Genomic DNA, 12,884 nt, shown 5'->3' with positions numbered 1-12,884 from the left:
ACCCGATCCGATAAACCAATTCAGGGAGGAAACCATGGGAATCAAAATGAAGGTCTCGCCACTCATCGCGAGCCTGCTTGCCGCGACACTCACCGCGGGAACCGCCAGTGCAACCGAACTGAACTACGCGTTCGGATACCCGGCCGCTTCAACGGTCGGGCGCGCAGCCGACGACTACGCGGCTGCGATCAAAGAACGCTCTGAAGGCGAACTCACCATCCGCAATTTCGCGCTTTCGCTTCTCAGCCTCGCAGAGGCCGGTCCCGGCCTGCGCGACGGTCTCGCGGACATCGCCTATGTTGTGGCCTCACTGTCACCGCGCGACTACCCCCGCTACATGCTGATGCAGGACATGCAGCTTATGGTGAATCTGCGGGAAACGAAGGGCAAGGAAAGCGTTGCCTATGCAGGCGCCGTGACTGAATACACGATGCTGCATTGCCCGGGCTGCCTGGAGGACTTCGCTGGCCAGAACCAAGTTTACATGGGCGGCGCGACAAGCTCCATCAATATGGCGATCTGCAACAAGCCAATCAAAACCATGGCCGACCTACAGGGCATGAAGATCCGGGTCAGTCATCCGGTGGTCGGACGCATGTTTACCTATTTGGGGGCCGCACCTGTGTCCTTTCCGCCAAATGAGTCCTATGAAGCTTTGAGCCAGGGCGTTGCGGACTGCACCCAGCTTTCTCTGCCAGAGCTCACCAATATGAGCCTTGCAGACGTAGCCAAGGCGGTGACTGTCGACGTACCGGGCGGGTTATCGTCCAATGTTGCGATCAACAACTACAACCGCGACAGCTGGCAGGCTTTGGACGAAAAGCAGCGCGCAGCAGCGCTGTGGGGTGCAAGCCAGATCTCGGCGGATATCACCTGGGGCTATTACGCTGACGCGGTCACCAATGAAAAGGTGGCCGCCGACCGCAACATCCAGTTGATCAAGGGTGACCCCGAGGTGCTCGCAAAGATGCGCACCTTCACGGAAGAAGACCTTCCACGCACGATCGAAACTTATCGCACCGACTTCGGTGTCCAGGAAGCCGATGAAATCGCCAAGGAATTCACCGCGCTCTACGATGAGTGGCTTGGCCTTGTTGATGGCGTGGACTCGCGTGAAGACCTGCGCACGCTGTTCTGGGATCGGATCTTCCAGAAGGTCGATGTCGCGCAGCACGGTATGTGAGGCATCCGCCCCGGCTATTATGGCCGGGGCGTTTCGACTTGCGTGCCCTTCGGGCCTCATTCAAGCCCGATCTCGGAGAAAACCATGAAGTTCCTCTCCAGTGTGATGCGCGGCACCTCCAGCGCACTCAGCTTCGTCGCATCCATTCTGGTGATGCTTCTCATCCTGCATGTTTCAGCAGACGTGGTGATGCGCGGACTATTCAACGCGCCCATCAAGGGTACCATCGAGCTGGTGTCCTACTTCTACATGATCGGGATCACCTTCCTTGCGCTTGCCATGGTGGAGCGTCGCGACGCGCATATCTCGGTTGAGGTCGTGACCGAACTGTTGCCGAAGCGCGTGGTTCACGTGCTGATCGTTTTAGCGACCGTGCTGGCGATCATTGTGCTGGCGTTAATGTGCTGGCGCAGCTGGATCGAAGCCATGTCAAACTTCAGGCGCGGTTCCGCTTTGATCATCGCCGGCGGTGATCAGCTCCCCGTGTGGCCAAGCTATTTCATGCTGCCAATCGGTTTCGGCGTCGCCACACTTGCCAGTGTCTACAAGCTCCTTTGCCTGCTGACCGGAAAACCCTTCGAAGAAAAGCTCGAGGCCGCTTCAGTGACCGTGCGAGAGGACATCGAAAATGTCTGAAGTCGAGATCGGCATCTACTTCGTCGCCGGCCTCCTGTCGCTGATCTTGTTGCGCGTGCCGATCGGACTTGCGCTCATAGCTGTGTCTTATTGTGGAATTTGGGCCCTGCTCGGTTGGCGCATCGCTTGGGGATCGTTGGGCATCATTCCCTTTCACTTCTCGGCCAACTGGGTCCTGAGCTCAATTCCAGCTTTTCTGTTCATGGGCTTCATTTGTTATCACGCCCGGCTGACGGAAGGTCTCTTTACCGCTGCGCGTGTCTGGCTTTCTGGACTTCCAGGCGGCCTCGCAGTGGCTTCGGTATTCGGTTGCGGGGGGTTTGCCGCTGTAACGGGTTCGTCGGTGGCCTGTTCGGCCGCCATGGGCAAGATCGCCGTGCCGGAGATGACTCGGTACAACTACGATGCGGCGCTAGCCACTGGTTCGGTTGCGGCAGGTGGCACGATCGGAGCGCTCATTCCGCCTTCCTTGATCATGATCCTCTACTCGGTGATTGCTCAAGCGCCCGTCGGAAAGCTCTTCATGGGCGGACTAGTTGTTGGGGTGCTGACCCTGTTTGCCTATTCAGCGCTCATCATGGTGCGCGCCACGCTCAATCCAAAGCTGGCACCCCCGGTGGCTGAGCGCTTCACCTTTGCGGAACGTCTTAGCGCTCTCGGCCAAACCGCACCTGTGCTCGTGATCATGGCTGGCGTGTTTGGCGGCCTGTTCAGCGGCTTCTTCACGCCGACGGAAGCGGGCGCGATGGGTGCGCTTCTATCGACCCTGGTCGCTATGGTGACGGGGCGGCTCACCTTCAGCGCAATCCGCGCGGCGACTACCGATACGCTCGTCACGACTGCCTCGCTGATGATCATCGCGATCGGCGCAAGCATGTTGACCCGGTTTCTTGCCCTTTCTGGCTCAGGCGAAGCCCTGACACAGCTCATCCTCAGCCTCGGCGCCGATCCGATCCTGATCATCCTCGGCATCACTATGATCTACCTCATACTCGGCATGTTTCTGGAGCCGATCGGGGCGATGATGCTGACCCTGCCGGTGGTTTTGCCGATTGTGGGAGAGTCCGGCTACGACGCGATCTGGTTCGGCGTGTTCCTCACCAAGATCCTCGAAATCGGCATGTTGACGCCGCCAATCGGCATGAATGTCTTCGTCATCAAAAGCGTGGTCGACAAGAGTATCTCCCTCGGAACCGTCTTCCGAGGTGTCACCTGGTTCATCGCCGTGGACCTGTTGATCCTCTGCCTTCTGGTGACCTTTCCGCTGATCATCTTGTTTCTACCGAGCCTTACCGGTTAAATATTCCATAATGTGGAAGTAACTAGCGCGAGAAAGGTGCCAAGCCCGATAACTCTACACATTATGGAATATGTGGCTTGACTTAGGACCTGATCGGAGAGACCATCGCAGCCAGCTCGCCACAAAGTGGCGCCGGCCATGCCGCGGAACGGGAGAACCGCCTCACCTGGTCGCAGAACGGAGGAGTCGATCATGAAACTTCATTGGTTCGCAGAAGCGAGTTACCCGGACCTGCCCACGAACTTCCGCCAAACCGGGGAGTCGAGCTGGGTCACCACGCCGATCAGCCGGTGCGACCCTGCGGTCGTCGGCGACATGACCCGTATGTTCATTCGCCTGATGCAGCAGGCAGACCGGCAGGGCTTCGATGGCCTTGCGATGAACGAGCACCATCAAACGCCGTTCGCGCTGACCCCTTCGCCCAACTTGCTCGCTTCAGCTCTGGCGAACACAACCAGTCGGGCAGCCATCCTGATCATCGGCGACTCCCTCGCCCTCTATAATCCGCCCATCCGGGTTGCGGAGGAGATGGCTTGGATTGACTGCCTGTCGAACGGCCGTCTGATTTCGGGCTTCGTATTCGGCACTCCGATGGACACGTTGTACTGCTATGGGGTGTCGCCCGTTGAGCTGCGGGAGCGCTTTCATGAAGCGCGCGACCTTATTCAAAGGGCGTGGGCCGCCGACGAACCATTTGCCTTCAACGGCAAGTACACCAAGCTGCGATATGTAAATCTTTGGCCGCGGCCGGTGCAGAAGCGCCCTCCGGTTTGGGTGCCGGGGCAAGGCAGCGTCGAAACCTGGGATTTGGCGCTCAAGAACGATTACTGCTACGGCCAGCTTTCCTTCTCCGGGCTCCATTCCGCAAAGCCGCTGGTGGATGCGTGGTGGGAACACGCCGCCAAGTCGGGCTATGACACCAATCCTTTCCAACTGGCCTTCACGCAGCTAATTTGCTGCGCCGAGACCGATGCGGAAGCCGAGGCGAAGTATTCGGAAGCCGTGAAGTATTTCTATCGCAACCGGTACGTGCATCCGGGGTTCGAAACCGGACCAGGCTACCGCACGCAGAAGTCGGTTGAAGCCATGGGCCGCTTTGCCGCGCAAACCAACGAGAAATTGCCACCGGAAGAAAAGGCCCGCGCTAATCGCGGTGAGATGGATTTTTGGGACTACGACAAGCACGGCTTTATTATCGCCGGCTCCCCAGAGCGCGTCCGCCAAAGGCTGGAAGAAATGGTCAAGCAACTTCGCGTTGGTCAACTCATTGGCTGTCTTCATATGGGCAATCTCGATGAAGAGACAGCCTCGATGAACACCCATCTTCTGGCCACCAAGGTGCAGCCCTTTCTTCGTAACCTTTGGAACAACTACGAAGACCGATGGACGCCAGAAGCGGTGCGCAATGCAGCGCCCGTTCAGGAGGCGGCATGATGGACGCGACCATCCATTCCCGCATGGAAGATCTGGGCGATGCCTCTTACCGCGTCTTCATGGGCGGTTCAGGCTCGCCGCTGGTTTTCTTCCACGGCTTCGAGCAGCATCCGGGAGCCGCATCCTTTCTGAAGCGATTGGCGCAGGGACGCACGGTTCTGGCGCCAGAGCATCCGGGCTTCGGTCAGTCCGGCGGTTTCACGGATCTGACCGACATCCTGGATCTCATCCTACACTATCGCACCTGGCTGACCCCGATCGTGGCAGAGCATGGAGCGGTTGATCTGGTTGGCCACTCACTGGGCGGGATGTTTGCCGCCGAAGTCGCGGTCGCCTGCCCGGATCTGGTGCGGCGGTTGGTGCTGGTGGATGCCTACGGTTTATGGCTCGACGACCATCCCATGCCCGATCCTTTCGCGATCCCGCAAAAGGCCTTCGACGAAGCGAAATGGGCCGATCCAGCCCGGGCGCCGAGAGAAACCAACAGCTTCGAGGGTGATGCCAAGCACTACATCTTTTACCGCAGCCAGAACCTGGGCTCCGCGTCCAAATTCATGTGGCCAATCCCGGATCGCGGATTGGCCCGTCGGCTGAAACATCTGCGCGTTCCGACACTTGTTCTGCATGGATCCGACGACGGACTTGTTCCGCCAGTCTATGCTGAAGCATGGGGTGCGGCGATCCCGGGCGCTGAGGTAAAGATCCTCCGGGGAGCCGGGCACCTGCCCATGGTGGAGACGGAAGACGCATTCCTTGAAGCGCTGCGGGAGTTCCTCGACTGAGGAAACCTGCCATGACCCCTGACACCATCTCCGACCGCGCCAAGGTGAACGGCATCGAACTTCAATTTGAGATTGGAGGCGAAGGGCCGCCGCTCTTGCTGATCTCCGGCCTGGGTCAGAACATGCTGGCCTGGGCGGGGGTCATAGGCGAATTTCGCAAGCATCACCGCACCGTCGTTTTCGACAACCGAGGCACGGGCCGCAGCAGCGTGCCGCCAGGGCCCTACACGATGGATGCTATGGCCGACGATGTGGCCGGGCTGATCGCGCATCTGGGCCTGGTAGCGCCTGCCGTGGTGGGATGGTCGCTCGGCGGCTCAGTTCTGCAATCGCTGCTTATCCGCTATGAACACAGTGTCGGCTGCGCAGTGCTCCTCAACACGCTGCCTGCCTACACCACGGTGCAGAAGCGGTGGCTTGACGCGCAACTGGCGCTGCGGCGCAGCGGCGCACCGGCGGAAGCACTGATGACAATGACACTTCCATGGGCCCTGTCGCCGCTGATTTTATCCGATCACGACCGCACAGCCGCGCTGGTGGACGCAATGGTGCGAAACCCTTGGCCAACAAGCTATGCGGGTTATGAAGCGCAAGGGGAAGGCATCCGGGTTTATGACTCCCGGGCCGGACTGCCTAAGGTTTCGGTGCCGACTTTAGTGCTAGTTGGCGCAGAAGACATCCTCACACCGGTGGCTCAGTCGGCCGAGATAGCAAGCCTGATCCCAGCCAGCGATCTGGTGGTACTGGGAAGGGGCGGCCACTCCATGGTGCTCGACTATCCGCATGAGGTGCTGCGGACGATTTTGCCATGGATCGCGCGTCACACCGTAATGCCGCCTGAGCGGCCGTAGATCGGCGCGGGAGGAAAAAGCATGCAGCTCACAAACAAGCTTGCTGTGATAACCGGTGGTGCGAGCGGACAGGGTCTTGCCTCCGCGCGTCTTTTCCTGCGGGAAGGTGCGCGGGTGGTGATCGTGGACTGGAACGCGGAAAAGGGCGAGGCCGCCGCGGCGGAGCTGTCGCACCTCGGCTCGGCAACCTTCATCGTGTGTGATCTCGGCGACGCCAGCCAGGTGGAAGCGGCTTGCAGCCGCATCCTGGCCGAGCACGGCGTGCCGGACATCCTCTTCAACAACGCGGGTATCGGCTACTCGGAAACGGCGCGATATCCGATGGTGTCCATCTTCGAAACTACGCTTGAGGCGTGGAACGATATCATACGCATCAATCTGACGGGCGCCTTTCTCATGACGCGCTTTCTCGGCCGGGAGATGGTGGATGCCAAGCGTGGGTCCATAATCTTCAACGCATCTATCGCAGGCATCGTGGGGCAGAAGAACATCGACGCCTACACCGCCTCCAAGGGCGGGCTCGTGGCGCTGACGCGGGCACTGGCGGCCTCCTTGGGCGAGCACAACATCCGCGTCAACGCGATCGCACCGGGCGCCATTGACACGCCGATGCTGGCGCCCGCGCTTGGCAATGCGGGCGTGGTGCAGCGCCTCGAAGCAACACCGCTCGGCCGCCTTGGCACGCCGGAAGACATCGCAGGACTGGCCCTTTTCTTGGCGTCCGATCATTCCGCATTCGTCACCGGCCAGATTATTGCCTGCGACGGCGGTCGCGTGGCGATTTGAAGAAGGAGCTGCCGATGATTTTTGTTTGTCCAAGTGAGTACCTAAAGGAGATCACTGCCGATGCGTTGGATGCGCACCGCAGTTGGTTGCGCGCGGCCGTTTCGTCCGCCGACGTGATTTCCGCGGGCCGGCGAGACCCCGCCACCGGAGGCGTGATTGTGCTGCGAGCCGCGGACGCCGCGAGCGCACACAGGTTCCTAGAAGGTGATCCGTTCACCTCCGGTGGCTTCGCGCGATATGACTGCATCGGCTACAACCCTACCATGGGCGACCTGCAGGGCTGAGCATGGCGGGGCGTTTTGCGCAGAAGGTCGCGTTGATCACGGGTGGAGCTTCCGGCATTGGCGAAGCCTGCGTGCGTCGCCTGGCGGGCGAGGACGCGCTCGTGGTGATCGCCGACGCCGATGCTCCCCGCGCTTCGGCCCTCGCCGCCGAACTCGGAACGGAGCGGGCGCTTGCACTAACCTTGGATGTGAGCGATCCAGCGGCGGTAGAAGCCGCATTCAACAAGGCCGAGCGCGTGTTCGGAGCGCCGGGTTTGCTTGTTGCATCTGCCGGGATCACCGGCTCCAAGCATCCGGTCGGGTCCATGCCCGTGGAAGACTGGCGCCGCGTCATGGCGGTCAGTCTGGACGGCGTGTTCTACGCCTTGAATGCCGCCTTCAAGGGAATGGCCGCGAACGGGGGCGGCGCGGCAGTTCTTGTGTCTTCCGTTATGGGGAGCGTTGGTGTTGGTGGCTTCGCGCACTACACCGCTTCCAAACATGCACTTCTTGGCCTCGCTTGTGCGGCCGCCATCGACGGTGCGCCGCAGGGAATTCGGGTCAACACGGTTGGTCCCGGCTATATCGACACGCCTTTGCAGGCTGGGCGGCTCGACGAAGCCCGCCGACAGGACATCGGTGCACGACATTTGTTGTCTCGCCTGGGGCGGGCTGATGAAGTTGCAGCCCTCGTTCTTTGGCTTTTGTCCGACGAGGCAAGCTTTGTGACCGGAAGCCACCATTTGGTTGATGGCGGCTACACGGCAAGATGAGGAGACGAAATGGGCGTGATCAATCAGAGCCAGTTTCGCAACGTTCTGGGGCACTACCCGACCGGCGTGTGCGTTGTCGCTGCGCGTGATCTCGACGGATCGCCAGTCGCGATGGTCGTGGGGAGTTTCACCTCCGTCTCGCTTGATCCGCCGCTGGTTGGCTTCCTGCCGGCGCGCAGTTCCACCACTTGGCCGACCATCCGCGAGGCCAGCCGGTTTTGCGTGAACGTTCTGGCTGCTGATCAGGCTGCGCTATGCCAGCAAGTGTCGAAGCGCGGACCAGGGCGGCTGGACGGGATCAACTGGACGGAAGCGCCGACAGGCGGCTTTGTGTTGGATGGCGCACTGGCTGCCATCGATTGCGATCTTCATCGTGTCTTCGAAGCGGGCGACCACGACTTTGTGCTCGGATCTGTACTCGGTGTGCAGATCCTGCGCGAAGAGGCTCCGCTGATTTTCCACCGGGGCAGCCTGGGAACCCTATGAGTTCCGTTGCTTTCAACTGATTGTAGCCATCACGCAGATCGGGAGTGCCGCCCCTTCAGAGGCCAGACCGCCTGATGGCCGCTGCCGCCCGGCAATGACGGCATCATCGATTGGTAGCACTTAGCAGGTGCAAACGGCAGCTTACACATCCTGTCGCAGACCCTGAACTAGATCTCCGGATCGTCAGCTAGTAAAAAGCGGCCGTACTAACTCAGATTCAGCACCACCATGGTGGACGTCTCGGCGACGGAGGGGATTGACTGCAGCACATTGCTGATGAAGTCGCGGAGGGCCGGGATGTCCTTCACCCAGACCCGCAATAGATAGTCGATGTTTCCGGTCACCAGCAGGCATTCCGTGATTTCCGGGTGCTTGCTGACCTCCCGGAGAAACTCCCCTGCGCCCTCGGGACCTTGTTTACCGAGCCGGACAGAAACCATTACACAGATTGCAAGGCCCAGTGCCGCGGGATTGATCTTGGCGGTGTAGCCTTGGATCACGCCGGCATCCTCCAAGCGCTTTACGCGTCGTGCGCAAGGTGTTGGGGAAAGGCCTACGCGGCTTGCAAGATCAACGGTCGAGATGCGTCCATCAGCGCGCAACTCACGCAGAATCCGATGATCAATCGCATCCAACGCATCCATTGGCGGCATCCTCTCTCCGTCGGCTCAAGCATAGAGGAAAATGCCACGAACCGCAATTTTGGCGCGCATGTTTAGCGGGATTTGCTCCAAACAAGGCGGTAATCTGGGAAGGCACTTCGAGGAGGACAGCGATGGCGGCCTACATGATCTGCACCATGACGGTGCACGATCCCGAGACCTACAAGAAGTATACCGATGTGACGCCAAGCACGCTTGCACGACATGGTGGCAAGTTTCTCACTCGCGGCGAGCCGGTAACCACGTCTGAGGGTGATCCGTTTGAACAGCGCATGGTGATACTTGAGTTCCCTGACCGCGCGTCAGCTGAAGCCTGGTACAACGATCCTGAATATCAGCGCGTTTCGGAGTTCAGGCGCGCAGCAGCTTCGGACGGCCGCATGATCCTCCAGGAAGGGCGTCCGCATTCCGCAGCACCCGATCCACTCGTCTGACAAGGTGAGGTCAGCCGTGATCAGCAGCTCCGCTTTTGCCTCGGAGGACCAAGCTGCCTCCGCCCCACGGCCCCCGTTCGCAGGGTGGCTTTCGACGACTAACGAAGTCACCAAAACGTTTTTATCGGTTGCGGGGCGACCGGATATCGTGAACCTGGCCGGCGGGTTGCCGGATCCTGCCACCTATCCGGCTGAAGAGCTGGCCGACATTGCGGCTCGTGCGGTACGCGATCATGGTCCTGAAGTGCTTGGTTATAGTCGTATCGACGGACTGCCGGCACTGCGAGATCGCTTGGCCGCGCGCTTCAGCGACGCGCATGTGCAACTGACGCGTGAGAACGTATTGGTCACCACGGCAGGGATGCAGGCCCTCGACCTTGTAGGAAAGGTGCTGCTGGAGCCCAGCGGCCGGATCACCGCACATTCTCCGACCTACCTGGGCGCAATCGACGCTTGGAAGCCTTACCGACCGCAGTACCGGCCCTTCACGCCAGATGGTTCAGAGGATTACAACCAAGTCTTCTCCGGCGCGCAGTTCGTTTACACCGTGCCCAACTTTTCCAATCCGAGCGGCCGCCTGGTGGATGTCGACCAGAGACGGACAATGGTGGAGGCGGCGCATCTCACGGGCACATGGTTGGTGGAGGACGATCCATACGGCGGACTTTACTATGAGGGCGAACCTTTGCCGCGCTTGTTGTCGCTGTCAGGCGAACGGCAAGGCCCTGTCGGGAACAACCCCTATCGGGGCCCGGTGATCTATACCGGGACGTTGTCGAAAGAAGTTGCCCCAGGTTTGCGGATTGGATGGGTGATCGCCGCGCCGGAAATGATCGCTGCCATGGTCATGGCCAAGCAGGGTTCCGATATGTGCACCAGCGGCCTGACGCAAAGAATAGCTTTGATGGCGATGGAGGCGGGCCTGGCGGAGCGGATGCAGCCCCGCATCCTTGCGTTGTACCGCGAGCGCCGGGACGCCCTGTGCCAGGCGCTAAGTGACCATCTTGCGGCGTCCTTCACCTGGCAAAAGCCGCAGGGCGGCATGTTCGTCTGGGCTGTTGCGCGCGACCCGGACCTCGATACGGACGCTTTGATGCGAGTGGGACTGGAAGAAGGCGTGTGCATCACGCCCAGCAGCGTTTTTGACGTCACTGGCCGGAACCATGGCGCTATGCGCATCAATTTCACCTTCAATTCGCCGGAGCGGATCGTCGAGGGTATCAAGCGTCTTGCAAAGGCCGTTGCAAGGCTCAGCTCAAAGTGACTGGTTAGACGATGCGGCCCACCCACATCCATGCTTCACAGACGGCGCTGTTCTCGAACGCCGTGCGAAAGAACTGCGAAGAGACCTACCGCACCTACGCGGACTTCTACCAGCAATCCGCATACGGTTTGTTTCCGCAGCAGCATCGTTCCGTCAGGGGCACCCTGCAGTCCAGCCTCATCCTGGTTGAACAGGAACGCCACGAACTTGCCGATCCGCCGATCGATGAACTGGTGGTTTCCACACCCTTGCGCTCTGCCTGTAGCTACGAATGGAACATGGGGCTCGGCTGGCAAACCGGATCATCCCGGACGGGGGACCTCATCGTGGTGCCGCCCGGAACAGGCAGCCGCTGGCGGGCAGGGGGTGATCGTCGGCTGATAATCCTGGCGATACCCGTACCTCTGGTTCAGAAACTTGTAGGGCCGGATTGCCCCTCGGACTTGGCTTCAAGCTTCGCACCTTTGGCAGGCGCTTCTGGCGAGGACCCGTATGTCGCTGGGATACTGCATCGGCTTTGGGAGATCAGCAGTCCGGGTAAGTCGCAGCGGCGGTCTACCTCTGACGATCTGATCCAGGCGCTGATTTTTCATCTTCTCGAGCGGGCAGCGCCCGTTCAGCCCACGGGGACGGTCAGCGCGTTCTCAGCGCGGGACTGGCTTACGCTCGAAGCCTATGTAGACGCACATCTTCACGGTAATCTTCCGGTTCTTGACCTGGCAGGCGTCACGGGCTGGAGCCAACGGCACTTCGCCCGGATCTTCCGGCAATCGAAGGGGCAAACGCCACATGACTGGATCGTCGCCAAGCGTGTGGACCGCGCCAAGGCTTTGTTGGGCGAGAGGGACCTCTCACTGGCCGAAATCGCCTTGTGCTGTGGCTTCGCTGATCAAAGCCACTTCACGACGTCGTTTCGCAAGCTGACTGGTTTCACGCCACTGCGGTGGAGGCGTGCGCAAGTGTGATCTGATCAAACAACCTCGTTGATGGCCGATTTTCACAATACGAAGCCTGAAGAGGCCAAGCAGATACAAGTTTGGGCCGGTTAGAGGCAGTTGCGGCGAAGATCGCGAACACCTGGACCAACCAGCAAATGAAGCCGAACTGAGGGGTGAGGCACATGTATTCGGGACCCGTTATCGATCCGCATCATCACCTGTGGGATCTTTCGATGGGCAAGCACCCGTGGCTGCTGCCGTCCGACCCTACGGTCCAAGCGCTTCCCGGACTTGAGCAGATCGCACATGATTATCTGCCGGCCGATTATTCGCGCGACGCCAGCAAGCACAATGTGGTGGCGACCGTACACATCGAGGCGCTCTGGGCGGGTGATCCGGTCGGCGAAACCCGTTGGCTCGAAACTCTCGATAAGTCGAACGGCGTTGCCGTCCGTTATGTCGGGGGTGCTTCCCTCGGCCAGGAAAACGCCCTGAGCGTCATCGCCGAACAGGCCTCCTTCGATCGCGTCACAGGCATTCGCGGCATCCTCAGCTGGCATCCGGATCCCAAGAAGTGCTTCGTGACAGATCCGGAGCTTGGCCGTAACGCTGCTTGGCGGCGCGACGTAGCAGCTCTGCAGTCGCACGGGCTGAACCTTGAACTGATGATGTATCCCTACCAGGCCGAAATTGTTCGGGAGATTGCCAGCGATCTGCCCGGCCTGCAGATCATCATCAATCACTGTGGCAGCCCCATCGATCGCGATGCCGAAGGCATGCAGCGCTGGCGTGACGGACTGAAGTTGATCGCGACTTGCCCGAACATCGCAATCAAGATCTCGAATCCTGGCGCCTACGATCACGACTGGACGTTGGAGAGCGTGCGGGACGTGGCTCTGCACTGCATCGACTGCTTCGGCACCGAGCGATCAATGTTCGGAACCGATTATCCGGTTTCGAGAATCCAGATGAGCTACGATCAGATCTACGACACCTTCAAGGCGATCGCAGCGAGCTTCGATCTGGAGGAGCAGGCGGCGCTGTTTCATGACAACGCCAAGCGCTTTTATCGGCTCTAGAAATGAACTCAGG

15 protein-coding genes are annotated in these 12,884 nt (G+C 60.1%); 14 read left to right on the top strand and 1 reads right to left on the bottom strand.

Annotation, left to right across the window (positions count from 1 at the left end; translation table 11 throughout):
* Positions 1–34: 34 nt before the first annotated feature.
* The 10 genes from J5Y06_RS01670 (at position 35) to J5Y06_RS01625 (ending at position 8,494) form a co-directional block, all read left to right on the top strand.
* Positions 35–1,183 carry a type 2 periplasmic-binding domain-containing protein gene (locus J5Y06_RS01670; RefSeq protein WP_209333375.1) on the top strand — a complete coding sequence of 383 codons (1,149 nt, stop codon included), beginning with the start codon at positions 35–37 and terminating at the stop codon, positions 1,181–1,183.
* A gap of 84 nt (positions 1,184–1,267) precedes the next feature.
* Positions 1,268–1,819, top strand: a complete 552-nt coding sequence (locus J5Y06_RS01665) for a TRAP transporter small permease (RefSeq protein WP_209333374.1) — start codon at positions 1,268–1,270, stop codon at positions 1,817–1,819.
* Positions 1,812–3,119: a TRAP transporter large permease gene (locus J5Y06_RS01660; protein WP_209333373.1), complete on the top strand. Its 1,308-nt coding sequence runs from the start codon at positions 1,812–1,814 to the stop codon at positions 3,117–3,119. Before J5Y06_RS01665 ends, J5Y06_RS01660 begins: the two co-directional genes overlap by 8 nt.
* Before the next feature lie 192 nt (positions 3,120–3,311).
* Positions 3,312–4,553, top strand: coding sequence for an LLM class flavin-dependent oxidoreductase (locus J5Y06_RS01655; protein WP_209333372.1), 1,242 nt, complete (start codon positions 3,312–3,314; stop codon positions 4,551–4,553).
* A complete protein-coding gene (locus J5Y06_RS01650; protein ID WP_209333371.1) occupies positions 4,550–5,335 on the top strand; it encodes an alpha/beta fold hydrolase in 786 nt (261 codons plus the stop codon). The genes J5Y06_RS01655 and J5Y06_RS01650 overlap by 4 nt, the downstream gene beginning before the upstream one ends.
* An 11-nt stretch (positions 5,336–5,346) precedes the next feature.
* A complete protein-coding gene (locus tag J5Y06_RS01645; RefSeq protein WP_209333370.1) occupies positions 5,347–6,186 on the top strand; it encodes an alpha/beta fold hydrolase in 840 nt (279 codons plus the stop codon).
* Between the two features lie 21 nt (positions 6,187–6,207).
* Positions 6,208–6,972, top strand: a complete 765-nt coding sequence (locus J5Y06_RS01640) for an SDR family NAD(P)-dependent oxidoreductase (protein ID WP_209333369.1) — start codon at positions 6,208–6,210, stop codon at positions 6,970–6,972.
* On the top strand, positions 6,969–7,256 hold the full coding sequence (locus J5Y06_RS01635) for a YciI family protein (RefSeq protein WP_209333368.1): 288 nt from the start codon (positions 6,969–6,971) through the stop codon (positions 7,254–7,256). Before J5Y06_RS01640 ends, J5Y06_RS01635 begins: the two co-directional genes overlap by 4 nt.
* A 2-nt stretch (positions 7,257–7,258) precedes the next feature.
* Positions 7,259–8,008, top strand: coding sequence for an SDR family NAD(P)-dependent oxidoreductase (locus J5Y06_RS01630; RefSeq protein WP_209333367.1), 750 nt, complete (start codon positions 7,259–7,261; stop codon positions 8,006–8,008).
* Between the two features lie 9 nt (positions 8,009–8,017).
* A complete protein-coding gene (locus tag J5Y06_RS01625; RefSeq protein WP_209333366.1) occupies positions 8,018–8,494 on the top strand; it encodes a flavin reductase family protein in 477 nt (158 codons plus the stop codon).
* A gap of 206 nt (positions 8,495–8,700) precedes the next feature.
* Here the strand turns inward: J5Y06_RS01625 and J5Y06_RS01620 are convergent, their stop codons facing one another.
* Positions 8,701–9,138 carry an Lrp/AsnC family transcriptional regulator gene (locus tag J5Y06_RS01620; RefSeq protein WP_209333365.1) on the bottom strand — a complete coding sequence of 146 codons (438 nt, stop codon included), beginning with the start codon at positions 9,136–9,138 and terminating at the stop codon, positions 8,701–8,703.
* A 131-nt stretch (positions 9,139–9,269) separates the two neighbouring features.
* Between J5Y06_RS01620 and J5Y06_RS01615 the strand changes: the two genes are divergently transcribed.
* From J5Y06_RS01615 to J5Y06_RS01600, 4 genes are all read left to right on the top strand, one after another.
* Complete coding sequence (locus J5Y06_RS01615; RefSeq protein WP_209333364.1) at positions 9,270–9,590, top strand: DUF1330 domain-containing protein; 321 nt, start codon at positions 9,270–9,272, stop codon at positions 9,588–9,590.
* A gap of 148 nt (positions 9,591–9,738) precedes the next feature.
* Positions 9,739–10,854, top strand: coding sequence for an aminotransferase-like domain-containing protein (locus J5Y06_RS01610; RefSeq protein WP_209333363.1), 1,116 nt, complete (start codon positions 9,739–9,741; stop codon positions 10,852–10,854).
* An 11-nt stretch (positions 10,855–10,865) separates the two neighbouring features.
* The gene (locus J5Y06_RS01605; RefSeq protein WP_209333362.1) at positions 10,866–11,819 is read left to right on the top strand and encodes a helix-turn-helix domain-containing protein; all 954 of its coding nucleotides are present in this window, start codon (positions 10,866–10,868) and stop codon (positions 11,817–11,819) included.
* Between the two features lie 155 nt (positions 11,820–11,974).
* On the top strand, positions 11,975–12,871 hold the full coding sequence (locus tag J5Y06_RS01600; protein WP_245247517.1) for an amidohydrolase family protein: 897 nt from the start codon (positions 11,975–11,977) through the stop codon (positions 12,869–12,871).
* Positions 12,872–12,884 lie beyond the last annotated feature (13 nt).

This window comes from Tianweitania sediminis (genome assembly GCF_017813335.1).
GTDB classification, from domain to species: Bacteria; Pseudomonadota; Alphaproteobacteria; order Rhizobiales; family Rhizobiaceae; genus Tianweitania; species Tianweitania sediminis.
This window is presented reverse-complemented; position numbering and strand designations above follow the sequence as displayed.

Bases quoted from the DNA above. Each gene is read 5' to 3' on its own strand.
- J5Y06_RS01670 (WP_209333375.1), top strand. From the start codon at position 35: ATGGGAATCAAAATGAAGGTCTCGCCACTCATCGCGAGCCTGCTTGCC.
- J5Y06_RS01665 (WP_209333374.1), top strand. From the start codon at position 1,268: ATGAAGTTCCTCTCCAGTGTGATGCGCGGCACCTCCAGCGCACTCAGC.
- J5Y06_RS01660 (WP_209333373.1), top strand. From the start codon at position 1,812: ATGTCTGAAGTCGAGATCGGCATCTACTTCGTCGCCGGCCTCCTGTCG.
- J5Y06_RS01655 (WP_209333372.1), top strand. From the start codon at position 3,312: ATGAAACTTCATTGGTTCGCAGAAGCGAGTTACCCGGACCTGCCCACG.
- J5Y06_RS01650 (WP_209333371.1), top strand. From the start codon at position 4,550: ATGATGGACGCGACCATCCATTCCCGCATGGAAGATCTGGGCGATGCC.
- J5Y06_RS01645 (WP_209333370.1), top strand. From the start codon at position 5,347: ATGACCCCTGACACCATCTCCGACCGCGCCAAGGTGAACGGCATCGAA.
- J5Y06_RS01640 (WP_209333369.1), top strand. From the start codon at position 6,208: ATGCAGCTCACAAACAAGCTTGCTGTGATAACCGGTGGTGCGAGCGGA.
- J5Y06_RS01630 (WP_209333367.1), top strand. From the start codon at position 7,259: ATGGCGGGGCGTTTTGCGCAGAAGGTCGCGTTGATCACGGGTGGAGCT.
- J5Y06_RS01625 (WP_209333366.1), top strand. From the start codon at position 8,018: ATGGGCGTGATCAATCAGAGCCAGTTTCGCAACGTTCTGGGGCACTAC.
- J5Y06_RS01620 (WP_209333365.1), bottom strand. From the start codon at position 9,138: ATGGATGCGTTGGATGCGATTGATCATCGGATTCTGCGTGAGTTGCGC.
- J5Y06_RS01615 (WP_209333364.1), top strand. From the start codon at position 9,270: ATGGCGGCCTACATGATCTGCACCATGACGGTGCACGATCCCGAGACC.
- J5Y06_RS01605 (WP_209333362.1), top strand. From the start codon at position 10,866: ATGCGGCCCACCCACATCCATGCTTCACAGACGGCGCTGTTCTCGAAC.
- J5Y06_RS01600 (WP_245247517.1), top strand. From the start codon at position 11,975: ATGTATTCGGGACCCGTTATCGATCCGCATCATCACCTGTGGGATCTT.